At 43.7% G+C, this 13,593-nt stretch carries 11 protein-coding genes and 3 pseudogenes; 4 read left to right on the plus strand and 10 right to left on the minus strand.

The window, feature by feature from the left end; all coding sequences use genetic code 11:
- Positions 1-16: 16 nt before the first annotated feature.
- Positions 17-166: pseudogene (locus tag AC3CIA_RS05065) on the plus strand (regulator); the annotation flags it as partial.
- A 192-nt stretch (positions 167-358) separates the two neighbouring features.
- Here AC3CIA_RS05065 and AC3CIA_RS05070 read toward each other — a convergent pair.
- The 8 genes and pseudogenes from AC3CIA_RS05070 to AC3CIA_RS05105 all read right to left on the minus strand — a co-directional run bounded on the left by AC3CIA_RS05070 (position 359) and on the right by AC3CIA_RS05105 (position 7,870).
- Positions 359-610: a hypothetical protein gene (locus tag AC3CIA_RS05070; RefSeq protein ID WP_488518637.1), complete on the minus strand. Its 252-nt coding sequence runs from the start codon at positions 608-610 to the stop codon at positions 359-361.
- Positions 611-1,301: 691 nt separating this feature from the next.
- Positions 1,302-1,433 (minus strand): annotated as a pseudogene (locus tag AC3CIA_RS05075) (GNAT family N-acetyltransferase); the annotation flags it as partial.
- Between the two features lie 131 nt (positions 1,434-1,564).
- On the minus strand, positions 1,565-2,050 hold the full coding sequence (locus tag AC3CIA_RS05080; protein ID WP_346730228.1) for a TetR family transcriptional regulator: 486 nt from the start codon (positions 2,048-2,050) through the stop codon (positions 1,565-1,567).
- Positions 2,051-2,344: 294 nt separating this feature from the next.
- On the minus strand, positions 2,345-3,364 hold the full coding sequence (locus AC3CIA_RS05085; RefSeq protein ID WP_474355696.1) for a helix-turn-helix domain-containing protein: 1,020 nt from the start codon (positions 3,362-3,364) through the stop codon (positions 2,345-2,347).
- Between the two features lie 104 nt (positions 3,365-3,468).
- Positions 3,469-4,467 carry a DUF2860 family protein gene (locus AC3CIA_RS05090; RefSeq protein ID WP_065205603.1) on the minus strand — a complete coding sequence of 333 codons (999 nt, stop codon included), beginning with the start codon at positions 4,465-4,467 and terminating at the stop codon, positions 3,469-3,471.
- Positions 4,468-4,510: 43 nt separating this feature from the next.
- The gene (locus tag AC3CIA_RS05095; protein ID WP_054546717.1) at positions 4,511-6,082 is read right to left on the minus strand and encodes an amidase; all 1,572 of its coding nucleotides are present in this window, start codon (positions 6,080-6,082) and stop codon (positions 4,511-4,513) included.
- 186 nt (positions 6,083-6,268) lie between these two features.
- Positions 6,269-6,475, minus strand: a pseudogene (locus tag AC3CIA_RS05100) (alpha/beta fold hydrolase); the annotation flags it as partial.
- A gap of 132 nt (positions 6,476-6,607) precedes the next feature.
- The gene (locus AC3CIA_RS05105; protein ID WP_372244280.1) at positions 6,608-7,870 is read right to left on the minus strand and encodes a metal-dependent hydrolase family protein; all 1,263 of its coding nucleotides are present in this window, start codon (positions 7,868-7,870) and stop codon (positions 6,608-6,610) included.
- Positions 7,871-8,275: 405 nt separating this feature from the next.
- On the opposite strand from AC3CIA_RS05105, the gene AC3CIA_RS05110 reads away from it, so the two are divergent.
- Together AC3CIA_RS05110 and AC3CIA_RS05115 are read left to right on the plus strand one after the other, a co-directional pair.
- Positions 8,276-9,628 carry a CAP domain-containing protein gene (locus AC3CIA_RS05110; RefSeq protein ID WP_488518638.1) on the plus strand — a complete coding sequence of 451 codons (1,353 nt, stop codon included), beginning with the start codon at positions 8,276-8,278 and terminating at the stop codon, positions 9,626-9,628.
- A gap of 323 nt (positions 9,629-9,951) precedes the next feature.
- The gene (locus tag AC3CIA_RS05115; RefSeq protein ID WP_010439759.1) at positions 9,952-10,440 is read left to right on the plus strand and encodes a hypothetical protein; all 489 of its coding nucleotides are present in this window, start codon (positions 9,952-9,954) and stop codon (positions 10,438-10,440) included.
- A 99-nt stretch (positions 10,441-10,539) separates the two neighbouring features.
- On the opposite strand, the gene AC3CIA_RS05120 is transcribed toward AC3CIA_RS05115, so the two are convergent.
- Both AC3CIA_RS05120 and AC3CIA_RS05125 read right to left on the minus strand, forming a co-directional pair.
- A complete protein-coding gene (locus AC3CIA_RS05120) occupies positions 10,540-12,234 on the minus strand; it encodes an amidohydrolase (protein WP_488518639.1) in 1,695 nt (564 codons plus the stop codon).
- Between the two features lie 125 nt (positions 12,235-12,359).
- Positions 12,360-12,536: a hypothetical protein gene (locus tag AC3CIA_RS05125; protein ID WP_237299543.1), complete on the minus strand. Its 177-nt coding sequence runs from the start codon at positions 12,534-12,536 to the stop codon at positions 12,360-12,362.
- A 52-nt stretch (positions 12,537-12,588) separates the two neighbouring features.
- Here AC3CIA_RS05125 and AC3CIA_RS05130 point away from each other — a divergent pair, with 52 nt between their 5' ends.
- On the plus strand, positions 12,589-13,551 hold the full coding sequence (locus AC3CIA_RS05130) for a helix-turn-helix transcriptional regulator (protein ID WP_488518640.1): 963 nt from the start codon (positions 12,589-12,591) through the stop codon (positions 13,549-13,551).
- The last annotated feature ends 42 nt before the right edge of the window (positions 13,552-13,593 follow it).

Raw genomic sequence — 13,593 nt, forward strand, 5'->3', positions numbered from 1 at the left:
TAAAGACCGTCACATTGACCGGATGGAGCTGCCTACGGGTCAAATCGTAAGGCCACTACAGATTTTGGCAGGAATCGCACTATTAGGAATTCAATCTGAGTTAGAGATTAAGACCTCAACACACTTACTTGGCCTTGCTAGGGCGATAGCAAATATCAAGAAATAGGGTCAGAAAAGTATAGTTTTTCTTGAGCGAGTTCTGAGTTGAGTGAGCATAATTAACGCGATGTGATTTTTATTTGTAGAGTAACTGCGACTGGAACATTGAAATTCCTTGTTTAAGTAGTCAGTCCTTCTTTTGGGTCATATCAAGAAGGAAAGAAGCCGAACCTTTATCGAGAGGGTTTGGCTTTTTTATTCAACATGTAATCTTTCGGCTAAGTAATAAAGGCCACAGAAAGTAACCACGACGAGTTGCCAAAGTAAGAAAAAGAAAGCAACCAAGTAAAGCCAAATGAGAAACACTAAATTGCTTGGAATGAGTACTGAGAGCTTGTTTAATAGCACCAAGACAAAACTGTTTGCCGTTAGAAAAGCGAATGCTTATCCGTTCTCTTTCAATTTTTGCCTTGTAGCCTTGTTGAATCAATGCTTCCAGTAAACTATTCATCCCTATTTCCAATCTATGCTGTACGAGTTTGCAAACTTCAATCCAGAAACAGAAGTTAAACCTACAATACTACAATACTACGATCACATAACTCTTCATGGACGGTTTTTTGCTGTAACTATATGTTACCAATCATAACGCTAATTATACTCACGCTCAATCTCAGGCCCGTATTGCCTAGCGTCCTGGATGTGAACTTCAGAAATGGCCGAAAGATGCCGTATAACTCCCGCGGCTTCGGAGCAATACGATTTCCAACCCATATACCCAAAATAAGCTCGGCCTGACCCTTTTTCATTGAATTAGGTTTGATAGGGAAAATGTACGCCCCTAAAGGGTGTAGAGCATTTAATCTAACACGAAAAGGGGCAAATCCGTGTTAGCTCATAATTGAATCCCCTCCTAGCCTCTCCTTAACTAGCATCTTCGATCCATTGTGGTTCTGGAAAAGGGGAGGAACAGAATACCGATCGTGATATGTGAAGCTGTACGTTCAGCGCTAAAGAAGGTTCTCCCCCTCGGTCGCAGATCAAAAGGGGTGGATGAACTTAATTAGAGGGGGAGTTAGAGGGGGAGGGTGTTCGAAATCAGACCGAACGCGATATCAACGCTCTCAATTCAGAAAAGCACTACGCTTCACCCAAACAAAAATGGAACGCCTGAGCGTTCCATTTTTCCTATCTGATTTACCTTAAACCTGCTCGATTGGGTGTCCCCACATTAGCTCGCTTGCGTAAGGGCCTGTGACGCTTGAGGTAGATTCACCTACGCCGTCTAGTGCGCTAGGGGTCAGTGCTTTAGCGAACCAGCACTCAAGTGGTGCATCATAAGGGGGTTTCATTTAAAAAATTCTTAACTTAAATTATTTGTTGCTAGCGTTCTCTGATAGATATCTTTAGATAGAGAGTTACTTTAGATAGCCAACAACGTTCTATTGAGCTTTAAGCGAGGTACTTATAAATCCAGCAGCAGTAAGTACTTAGCTATGAAGCGTTCTTTAATTTGTTCTAACGGGTAATCACCATCCGAGAACAAGTAATTGAGTGCGATACCATCGATATCGGCTATTAACATGTGGTCGTCGACAATGCTGTTGGCATTTGGGATGTCACATAGAATAACTTCAAAAGAATCCATCATCAGTTGGTAGCGTTCGTCCAACAGGTCTTTTAATATCAGCCTTAACGACGGCTGACATTTCACTTGGTAATCAAGTTGATAAAACAGTTTTTGTTGTGGGTCGGCCATCGACAAGAAGATGTGCTCAATAAGGTTAATAAACCTCTCTTTTACCGACATTCCCTCACTAGACAAGTCAACACTTTCGCCGACTTCATTAATGATCTCTGCCATGCGAACAAACACCTGTCTTAGTAGGTCATCTTTATTTTTGAAATGATGAAAAACTAAACCCTTCGATACTTTTGCCGTTTCACACACCTGTGCGATAGACGTTTTTTCAAAGCCTTGTGTCGCGAATAATTCAATCGCGGCTTGGATTGCTTGCTGCTTCTTGTCCATGGGAATCACTCAATTATTTTACAGACCGACTATCCGGTCTGTAATTTGTAGTGCGGATAATATACAACATAAATGAGGATCACAAGATCTTTAAAGATCGTTGAATTTGAGTAGGTATAGGTTTGGGAGTAGTCGGCTCAAGATAGGCAATTATCTAGAGCCTAGGTGTTCAGCGTACCCATCAGTGATATTGGCATCATCAGCACTGTAAGCCTACGACTTTAGTCCGGTAGGAGAGTGCCCAGTCCAATTTTTGAATGCTCGACTGAATGCGCTCGAGTCTGAAAAGCCAAGTTCGTGAGCTACATAGGTAATATTGCCGTCGTTCTGATTCAGTAACGTCATGCTCAGTTCAAGTCGGTATTTATCGAACAAACGACGAAAGCTCACACCTTGTTGTTTAAGCTTACGATTCAGGGTTCGAGGGCTGATGTGAAGATTGTTCGCCACGCTATCTAGGTTGGTGTCTTTCACCGCGAGCACTTTGAACGTTTCATTCACTTTGTAGATCAGGTTAGTTTTTAATGTTTTTTCCATCTGTTGATCGGCGATTCGTACTAACTCTGCATGAAAGTCAGCTTGGAATTGGCGAGGTTTCGCCTGGACAAGATCGTTAGGAAAAAGGAGATAGCGGGCGGGGAAGCCTTCCTTCATTTCAACATTAAAGACACGCTCATAGATGCTCAAGAACTCATCACCGATGGTGTTCTTGTGGATGTGAATGGCGAGCTGTTGATTCGGCGCATTAAGGTATCTGCGAACGAGCTTGATCATAATACTGAAATAGAGCCCCAAGCTGATGTGTGTCATCAGTGTGGTTTCGTCAATGTACTCGGGTGTGACGCCCCAAAGCTCAATTTCGCCACTCTCTGTTTCACGACTGAATATTTTCAGTAGCGGATGTATATGAATGGAGTAGCGACTCAGCAGTTGGCAAAAGCTGGCGAGATCTGGCGCGGTGAGCATGGCCATTACCGGCGCGCCCATTTCAAGCTCATCGAAGTAGCGAGCCGATTCATCAAATAAGTCGATCAGCTCATGATCAAAATGTTGGTAGATATTGTTGATGGCGGTTTGAAGCTGATAAGCCGAGATCGATTCGGCGGAGCAAAGTTGTTTATAGGCCTCTGCTCCCGACCAGATGTCGCTGCTGTCTCCAATTCTAGCCTGAATAGCAGAATCTAAAGTTTTAAACCAGAATATGGGCAATTGAGTACTGAAACTTTCCACCATAACTCCCTGTTATTACTGGTGATTGAAGAGTGTTCTTCTCGTTAATATGCCCAAATTAAAGGATTTGTTTACGGGTTACAAGCAATGAAACTCTCAGTTCAACTTTAGAATTTGTAATCAACACCTACTGAAATCACGTATTGCGATGATTGGTAATACTCAATATTCGAATTTGTTGTCTTGGCGCCAAGTAGTGATACCAAAGACCAGTTTTTTGTACCAAAGATATTGGTGTATTCATAAGCAACGAAGGCTCCAAAGTCTTTGTCTTCACGAGTCTCATTAAAGATTGGATTCTCTTTATCATAGCTGCGTTTTGCTGCATTGAGTGTAAAAGCAAGGCCATGATTTCCAAATCTTTTCGCTAGGTTGATTTCCGCGCCAAGGCTCAAGAACGATAGTGCATCACCCTCAGAGTCTGATGAGAAAACATTCATTGAAGGTGTGAGAATGCCAGAGCCATCTTTCAAGAAATACTGGTAACCAGACTTGAGATAAAAATATTTTCGTTCTCGAATCATTAGTGCGCGTTCTTCTTCAGTTAAACCAAGGCCCTTTAGGCCGGTGTTTTCTTTTTTAACGTCGGACTCACCAGAGGCGACATCGAGATTAAAGTTCGAGCCCATTATTCTTGAAAGCTGCATTCGAACGACATTACCGGTGAGGTCGGTTTCTTTTCTATTTGAGTCAACGGCATAAGGGTCATCCCATACTTCACCTGATATCAGAGTTGGTAAGATAGAAAATTCAACCACCATACCGTTCTCGACTTGCTGCCTATATCCAATTTCAAATGCCAACGTACCTGTGATGATGTCGTCTCTTGAGGTACCTAAGAAAAACTGTTTGTGATTCAAAGCGCCAAAGGTGTATTGCATTGAACCCAAAACAGCGACCATTCCCTCTGCTTCGGTATTACCCGACGACATTAAATCGGCTTGAGATTGATGATTGCTTTGCCCAACATCTAGGTTGCTTGAGTTTGCGGTGAAGCCTGTTAAGAAGGTCATGTTGCCACTGAAGCCTTCGCTTGGTGCTAGAGCTGCGTATGAGTAAGGTGCAAGCGTCAGGCTCGCCAAAAATAGGAAAATAATATGTTTCATCAATAGACTCGTACTTGAATGATTTTCTAAATTGAATTGCTTGTTAAAGCGCAATCGGGGCCTTTCTGTTTGCCCAAGGTTTGGCGTTTTCTAGTTGATAGGCCAATTCAAATAACAGGCGGTCGTTGCCCCTTGCTGCAGAAAAATGGCTACCGACGGGAAGGTTCTGCTTGTTCCAATACAAGGGAACCGACATGGCGGGATTACCTGCCACGTTTTCGATAGGCGTGTAGGACATTAACTTTTCTGAACGTGTCCATATCTCTTTCCCTGAGTGCGCTTGCTGGTCGAAATATTCGATCTCCAAAGGCACGTGGTTTGCACAAGGAGTTAGCCAAATATCGATGCTTTTAAAGAACTCTCGGTTGTGAGTGAGCGCGAAACTTTGGCATTGCGCTTGAGAGTCGATATACATGTTAGGAGCGGCTTTCAAGCGTGCTTGCATCGTACGAGCTAAATAGACGATGTTATCGCTTACTTTGTCGGGCATCGATTCTAGCGGCATGCCTAGGCGGTCGAACTGCTCAGCAAAGCTTGCCATCTTGTTGCCAAATACGCCCATGTAGTTGTGCATGAATACATCGCCATCTTGGATCGGTTGCTCAACTTCGATAACGATATGTCCAAGTCGCTCGAGCAAAGAGACCGTCGAACGAATAGCTGCGAGCGTATCTTCATCGGGAAGCCTGCCGTGGATATCTTTGAGGGTGACGCCAATTTTTACCTGACGGTTAAGAGAAGCATTAACCATTCCTATAGGGGTTCGAGGAAAAGGCGTCTCAAAGTCATTTTTTGTATGATGCTCTGTGACTGATACAGCCAAAGCTGCATCACGAACGGTTCTCGACATAAACGATTGATGAGTAAAATCTTCGTTTGTTGAGCCGTCAGTTAGCCCTGAAATCAAAGACTCTCGACTTGGCTTAAAGCCAAAAATACCTGTCGCTGAAGCGGGCATGCGCGAAGAGCCGCCACCATCAGTGGAATGCACTAATGGTACATAGCCAGCAGCAATCGCCGCTGCGCCACCACCAGTCGATGAGTGAACACCTCGGCTTAGATCCCATGGGTTACGCGTCGCGCCATAAAGGGGATTCTGCGTGCAGCCTAGTGCCATCATCTCGGGGATATTCGTCATACCAATGGTGTTGAGCCCTGCATTCTGTGTTGCACGAATAAACCAAGAGGTAGCGTTGGGCTTTCTACCTTGGTTTAACTTCGATCCCATCGTGCATTCAAGCCCGACAACATCAACGCAGTCTTTCGCTAAGAAAGGCACGCCTGCAAAAGGGGAGTTCGGGTTAAATGAGTTGGCACGCTCTAGCGCTAAGTCAAAGCACTCAGAAACAACCGCATTAACTTGATCGTTTGTCTGGCGAATTTTATAGATGGCTTCTTGTACGAATTCTTTTGGCGAGGCTTTTTTGTCTCTTATCAGATTTGCCATCTCAGTCGCGTCCAGTGGCGAGTCAACGGTTTGGTGATTTGAAGGCAAATTTGTTGGTGAAGTTGGCGTTGCATTCGCTAAGGTCGGCAGAGAGAGAGCCGCAGCAGAAACAGCACCTTTCCCCATAACTTTGAAAAAATCTCTGCGTTTTAATTCATTGATAGTCATCGTTTCTATCCCCAGTTAGAAAGTCACTATCCTTGTTTCGAAACCTAGCTCGCTAGGCTTAGCGTCACTCCGTGTGCTTATTTATGGGATTAGAATAAAGATTAGCGTGTTGGCTTGCAGTGCAAATACCGCCAATGTTCATACCATTCACGCCAACTGGTTTGTCGGGTTATGTATAGGGAGAGGTTATCGCTCAGCTGTTAACCAAAAGCTGGACAAGTCTTCAAACAGAGCGTCATTGTCTAAAATACTGAGATGGTTTTCGTTGTAACCGCGAATTTGGTCGGCATTCAATTGAGCGGGGCGCGACAACTGGCTTGATAAATTGATGACGCCATCGTTACTGTTTGTATTAAATAGATCGCCCTAGTTATAACCAAAGGCCAAAAAGTGGGTATACATAAACAAACAGCATGAGTTTAATAGTAGCAATAAAACAACGCTTAATAAAAAGGCAAGCAAGCGACTAAAAAGTTCGCTTGCCTGCCTTTGAGTTTTAGTTACTCAGAGAGTAACTCTTGAACGCTAAAGCGTGTTTTTGTACACCTTACCGTCTTTCATGATGACTTTCTTAGCATCATCATTCATTACACACTCAACGCCTTCCAGTGGGTTGCCATCGATAATCAATAGATCGGCATACGCGCCTTCAACGATCTGACCTAACTTGCCTTCTTGGTATGGGTGTTGGTAAGTCGACATCTCGAACAAGCGTCCACAGTTTGATGTCGCCATGCGAAGTGCTGTGATGGTGTCGAATGTTTTCTCAATCGCACCAAGTTCATTCAATTGTGTTGCATGAACGTTGGTTTCACCCACGCAGTCAGTGCCAAAAGCAATGTTCTGAATATCGTATTTCTTAATCAGTTCCGCCGATTTGAACATGGCTTTACCTACGCGTTCTGTCTTGCGGTATGTCTCTTCGTTCGGCAGTGGGATCTTGCGTTCTGCAATCAATGAAGAGGTAAAGTAAGACGGAATCACCCAAATGCCTTTCTCTTTGATGATCTCGGCAATGTCGTCATCCATAATTGTCGCGTGTTCGAAAGACATCACGCCCGCTTCGGCTGCTCGGCGCATCGCATCAGAGGTGTGGATGTGCGCGGCAACATAAGTGCCATAATCAGAAGCGGCATCAACCGCGGCTTTCATTTCTTCTGATGTGAATTGCAACGTGTCTAGTGGGTCGAATGTTGAAGATGCACCACCGCCAGCCATGATCTTGATTTGAGAAGCGCCCATAAACAGCTGTTCACGCACGGCTTTTAATACTTCTGAACGACCATCAGCAATTTTCATGGCACCTAGCTTCATCATTGGTGAATCTTCGTGACCGTTTGCCAAACGTTCTTGTGCTTGGTTCTGGCGGTAATCGGAGTGACCACAGGTTTGAGATATAGCGGCCATTGAAGGAAGAATTCGTGGGCCAGTTGCGTAACCGTTATCGATACTTTTCTTTAGGCCAAGCGTGTTACCCGCCACATCACGAATAGTCGTAAAACCGCGCATCAACATCTCTTCTGAAATCTTTGCTGAGCGAATCGCCACTTCTTCACGGGTCATTGTATCAATGACATTAAAAGAGGCAGAGAGCGTGATATGAACGTGCGCATCAATCAGGCCTGGCATGACCGTGCCGCCTTGAGCATCAATAATTTCATCGGCTAACGTTGAATCAATCTCGCCAATCTGAGTGATCAAGTTATCTTCGATGAGGATTGATACGTTCTCGATTAAGTTGTTATCAACACCGTTAAATACGTTCGCGTTAGTGATTAGCTTTTTCATATTCTGCACCTTTTGGAAATGAGTGTGTGTCGCTGATGGAGTCATCATATGGGGCGCAGCATTTGAAGAATGGCCATTTGGTGACAAGCAATAACGAGACTTATCTTTTGGTGCTTTTCTATATTTCTAAGTTTTTCCTATTCGAACGTTCAGGTGTATTTCAAATCGTAGTCACCTTGTGTTGAGAATCAATTTACCGAACTGTAACTGGCTCTAAAACGGAAGGCTTAAAGGAAATGCTGAATTAGTTCATAGACTTAAAGGGCGAACGTTAAATTGACAATATCTTATAAAATGTTAAATCGGTGTCAGTATTTGGGGGCTCTGACATTGGTCTGAAATTTAAGTTCGTTCTATGAGGCAACATCCTTACATCAAGAAAAATATATGGTTAAGGATTAACTCATGAAAAAACAAAATATCTCGGCAGTCGCCCTTTTAGCACTGATTATTACAGGTTGTGGCGGAGAAAGTTCGTCAGGAGGTGACAGTACAACTTCTAACAACGCTAATGCTCCAAGTAATCCAAGTAATCCAAGTAATCCAAGTAATCCCGACTCATCATCTACCTCTCAGCAGCCTGACATTAAAGCTCTTAGCAACAATATGATTTTTGCTATCGAAGGCTTTGTCGATACAACGGCTCCGATCAGAAATTATTCTTCTATAACCGTTAAAAATGAACTGCCTGCATTCAAAGGTGGGGATACTCAGAAGGTTGATGTGGATATCGCGGTACCAACGATCGTTATCGATAATGGCAGTAACTTTGTTAACGATTGGCACTGTTATGAAACCGCAGGGTTAAGCGCGCAAAGGAAAAGTCATCAGTTACTTGTGGACGGTACAATTTCTGAATATCGATACGATATGCAAAGCAACGCTTGTTCTAGTGAGCTCTTGGGATCGTATGTGTTTAACGATGCGGTGTTCGACAGTTCGTTGGAATTTAAAACCGTTGGCAGCGTAGTTTCCAAAGATGAGAACGGAGTGGAGTCTAATCTACCCACTTACGATTTTATCGCTCAAGCTTATGGAGAGCAGTCAAAAGAGCGGTTTGGTGATTCTTGGGAATTATTACAGCGCGATAAAATTAATGCAGCAGCTAAGGAGGTTGGGACCTCGATCTTTGAGTTGAACACTTCATCTGGAAAGATCGATTTGGATCTAGGTCAGCTTAATAGCGACACTCTTATCGATTTCGCTTCACTAGATACAAATCAATTATTGAATGGTGCGATTTGGGGGATGCCCGGTCAAGGCGTTGCCGATGAAAAATGGTGCCGAATTGTGAACATTCCGGAAGATTTAAGCCAGAACAGTATCAAGTACCAATCTGTTATCTCGACAAATTGTGCGAGGTCGGCACAACGTTATTGTGATGCCTTTGGTTCATCGTTTTCGAGTGGTAACTACCCACCAGCAGCTCCTATCGCTTGGGATAGTAACACGGCGAGTAATGCCCAATTGAACTCTGATGAGCAGTACCGAAGAGATGCTCAAGGTCACTTTGTTGTGAACAGTTCTGGTCAGAATGCGTTTGTCCTCTCATCCAATTCGGTTGTGATTCCTATTTTTGGTTACACCAGTCCGCGAAGTGATGGGCAAGTTAACAAAGCCGGTCTTAATAGTTGGGCTGGTCACGAAGGTCACTGCCAAAACGTGATGAATAGCCGACACACAAAGATGGGGATTGGATACAAAGTCAGTAAGTCAGATACATCGAAGATGTCTTATTGGACGCAAGATTTCAACTAACACACTCATTGCTTAAATATGGGTCATCCATTTAGCGTCTCTATTCTTTCTTTAGTTGGTAGTGGCAGGTTACTCGGTAGTGGAAGGTTACTTGGGAGTAGCAAATTACTCGAGAGTGGCACTTTGCTCGATAGTGCCATTTTACTTTACAGTGATACGTGGTCGATCAGGATTATTGAAGGTGGAGGTGCGAAGACATTATGACGATTCATTTGTGTTGTGAATGATTTTGAGTGGTGTCATGAAATGGTAAGTTTTGCCTCTATTCGAACGCTAAGATGTATTTCAAATCAAGGCTACTTATCAAATTAGAGAGAGACAGAATGACTAAATCAGACAAAGTTTACGGGTTCAACACACCACAACGCCTATTTGTAGGTTACACGTTAGCCGTGCTGGTGGACTTAGTCGTGCTTAACTTTTTCGATGAGTACTGGGACTTCGTCAACATTGAATCTTTCACTATTTCTTTGATAGCGGCGTTGTTACTGCAGTTATTGTTGAAGCTCTCTATTGGCTTAGAACACAAGGTAGCGGATTACTTCAAACAGAAATCTGGAACGGCACCTAAGGTGTATCGAGCGCTGTCGACATACATTATTCTTGTTGGCTCAAAATTCGTCATGCTAGAAGCGATAAACCTTATGTTCGGTGACAAGGTGAGCTTCACAGGCCCTTGGGGCGGTGTAGTTGCGTTCTTCGCTGTGGTATTTACGATTCTGGTTGCTGAAGTGATTGTATCAAAAATCTACTTTGCTCTGGATGAAAAGCAAGAATCAAATGAGAAAGCACTAAAAGAGCCCAACGCGTAACAGAACTAAAATACATATGTGAATAACAGACGAGCCAGCTGAATAAGCTGGCTCGTTTTCGTTTGTGTGGCGATAACCAATTCGCTCCGTTTATTGGCTTTATTTTCCGTAAACCACATCCCCTCTTAACACTGTCATCAACACCTGAGTCTTAGCTATTTGTCTTGCCGATACTGTGGTGATGTCTTTATCGAGAATCGCGAAGTCCGCTGATTTCCCAACCTCAATAGAACCCGTGACGTCTTCTATTCCAAGACTTTTGGCTGCATTGAGCGTGTAAGCGTCGATAGCTGTGTAGATATCAGTTAGGCCTGTTTTGCCCATGATTAAGCTATTTGCGATGCCAACTAAGGGATTGATGTCGTGTACGTTCCAGTCACTGCTTAAGGTGATATTGGCGTCGGTTTTGAGTATTGCGTCTAGGTTCATCATGGCTTTAGCAAGGCGAGCACCAAGAAAAGCTTCGGCCCATTGGTGTTGATGCTTGGCTACGTAATCAGATCCAACTTGGAAATCCGCCGAGACATTGAGCTGTTTGAAGCGGGGAACGTCTTCATTATTGATTAATTCAACATGGGTTAGGGTGTAGGGTTTTTGCGAACCTTGTTTTCGGATACTTTCGATTGCATCAAGGGATTCACGAACGGCACCATCACCAATCGCATGAATGTGAGCGCTAAAACCGATTTTATCGAGCGCGGTTAGCCACTCTTTCATCTGTGCTGGTGGAATGTAGTTTAGGCCATTGGGAGACTGTGGCAGATAGGTATCTAAATAGGGCGCGAGTGTTTTTGCTGTGCCATTAATAAAGATGCCATCGCTGTACATTTTTACCTGATCGACCAGTAGCAGACGGCTTTTATCATCGGAATACATCTTCTCGAAGACTTCTAATTGAGAAAGCATAGCCATTGATGGGTAAACCCAAGGGCGTAATGACACGCGAGCCGTCAAATCTTGGTTTTGCTCCGCTTCTAGCCAAACGTCGTACCAACCTCGTTTCCAATACATCCGGCCGTCACCAATGGTGGTAATGCCGTGTGCAGCGGCTTCTTCAAGACCGAACATTAACCCTTGGTAGCTTTGTTCAAAGAGCTCGCTTTGGCTGTTCCATGCCATCTCCATGATTTGGTCACCAGCGTTATCCAACAAGATGCCGTTAAGCTTTCCGCTATCAGGATCTTTTAAATAGGCGCCGCCTTGTGGGTCTGGCGATTGTTGGCTGATTCGTGCAATTTTCAGTGCTTTAGAGTTGACCCACATCGAGTGAGAGGTTTGCTCCATAAGCACCACGGGGCGATCAGGGAAGATGCTGTCGATGATCTCAAGTGGTGTGTATTCAGAATCGCTGTCGAGTGTTGACTCAAGAGAAAAGCCATAACCCATTAGCCAACCTCTGCCATTGGTCTCGGCATTGATTTTACACGCTTCTAAGTAAGGGATTTGCTCTTCTAATGTGGCTTCAGAATCCAGTTCGCAATTGCCACCCAGCTCTGAGGCGGCTTCAAACACATGGTTATGATTATCAATGAACCCCGGCAAAACAAAGGCATTCTCCAAGTCGATGACATCGGTATTCTGGCCTTGAAAAGCTTTCGCTTGCGAGTTGTCACCGATGAAGATGATCTTGCCTTTATGGGTAACGATCGAGTCTGACTCGCGATGCCCATATATGTCGGCATTGGTAAAGATCTGGTCTGCGGTTAGGCTTTGAGAAAAAGCCGATGGCACAGTGACTAGGCTAGCGAATAATGCAATCCATGCAGTGCGTGGCAAAGTGAGCTTATTGTTCATTATTATTTATTCCATGTTCCACTGTTTAATAAGTATAGAAAGCGAGTGGCCAGTGTGAAACTCTACATGAATGACAGATAAAAGCCGCGACTAATCAATAAATTGTGGCTTGAACAAATCTTCAATCACGACTCTTTTCTTAGGCTTTCACGCAGATCTTTTCTGTATTCGTCATAAGAGTTATAGCCATAGAGTTTCCAAGTGTGATCACCCTTAATGTTGTGGTTGTAGGTGATCTCGCCTATCCACTGCTGACGTGTGGCAAGAATCATATCGCGAATTTTTAATAATAAAGTGTCCATAGTTGCTCTCCTGATTAAGTTCACCTGAAGTATATTTAGCGGTGACAACCGGATGAGTATCGTTAGCGCAATGTTCAATACTTTTCAGTCAATGTGCTCATCTGAATGGTTTGATGCGTATACTTTCAATATTAAAACGTCAGTGAGCATCACAATGAAAGGTTACTTGGAAAAAGTGCCACAACGAATTGGCACATCATGGCGCTATAAGAAAATCGTCGAGAACGGTAAAAGCTATGGTTGGCACCGACATGAAGAGTACGAGATCGCGATTCATCGTCACTTTACTGGCCATAGCTTTATTGGGCATCACCAAAGCGATGTGTTTCACAACCACATGATCTTGGTTGGGCCAGATTTACCTCATGCTATCTATTCGGACGAGAGCGCTGATGATTCGCGAATATGTGAAACGCACGTAGTTTGGTTTCGCAAAGATTGGATAGAGCAATTGATAGCGTGCTGTCGAGAGCTCGAACCGCTACGTGTATTGCTAGAAGAATCAAAGAAAGGGCTTCAGTTTTCACCCGCGACTGCAGAGAAAGCGACGGAATTGTTGAATAAGGTGATGAACCAGTCGCCACATCAACAACTGCTTACCTTGTTCTCTTTGTTTGCACTTTTGCTTGAGGATCAAGAGGTAGTGCAGTTGATTAACCCTGTCTTCAACTCGGATGATGAAGATGAAGTCAGCGATAAGTTGGACAAGGTTGAAGCTTTCTTGGTGAACAATTTTAATCACGACATCTCGGTTAATGACTTAGCCAAGCATCTCTACATTAGTGAGAGTAGCGTTAGGCGCTTATTTCAAAAACACTACAACGAGAGTTTTAGTCAAAGGCTAAAGAAAATTAGGCTCAATGTGGCGTGTGATTTATTGATTAATACTTCACTGCCAGTGAATCTGATTTTGGAGAAAGTGGGATACGACAACCAAGCCAACTTTAATCGCCAGTTTAAATCGTATAAGCAGGTGACTCCGACTCAATATCGAATAGCAATGAAACACCATTGATTCATTCACAGACTAAATCATTCACATAAGATTCTGAATAAA

It is taken from the genome of Vibrio sp. QJM3NY_27 (genome assembly GCF_057785955.1).

What these genes read in the sequence shown, in the direction of transcription:
- AC3CIA_RS05085 (WP_474355696.1), bottom strand. Translation starts at nt 3,364, where the DNA reads ATGGTGGAAAGTTTCAGTACTCAATTGCCCATATTCTGGTTTAAAACT.
- AC3CIA_RS05095 (WP_054546717.1), bottom strand. Translation starts at nt 6,082, where the DNA reads ATGACTATCAATGAATTAAAACGCAGAGATTTTTTCAAAGTTATGGGG.
- AC3CIA_RS05090 (WP_065205603.1), bottom strand. Translation starts at nt 4,467, where the DNA reads ATGAAACATATTATTTTCCTATTTTTGGCGAGCCTGACGCTTGCACCT.
- AC3CIA_RS05070 (WP_488518637.1), bottom strand. Translation starts at nt 610, where the DNA reads ATGAATAGTTTACTGGAAGCATTGATTCAACAAGGCTACAAGGCAAAA.
- AC3CIA_RS05105 (WP_372244280.1), bottom strand. Translation starts at nt 7,870, where the DNA reads ATGAAAAAGCTAATCACTAACGCGAACGTATTTAACGGTGTTGATAAC.
- AC3CIA_RS05115 (WP_010439759.1), top strand. Translation starts at nt 9,952, where the DNA reads ATGACTAAATCAGACAAAGTTTACGGGTTCAACACACCACAACGCCTA.
- AC3CIA_RS05125 (WP_237299543.1), bottom strand. Translation starts at nt 12,536, where the DNA reads ATGGACACTTTATTATTAAAAATTCGCGATATGATTCTTGCCACACGT.
- AC3CIA_RS05130 (WP_488518640.1), top strand. Translation starts at nt 12,589, where the DNA reads ATGAGTATCGTTAGCGCAATGTTCAATACTTTTCAGTCAATGTGCTCA.
- AC3CIA_RS05120 (WP_488518639.1), bottom strand. Translation starts at nt 12,234, where the DNA reads ATGAACAATAAGCTCACTTTGCCACGCACTGCATGGATTGCATTATTC.
- AC3CIA_RS05110 (WP_488518638.1), top strand. Translation starts at nt 8,276, where the DNA reads ATGAAAAAACAAAATATCTCGGCAGTCGCCCTTTTAGCACTGATTATT.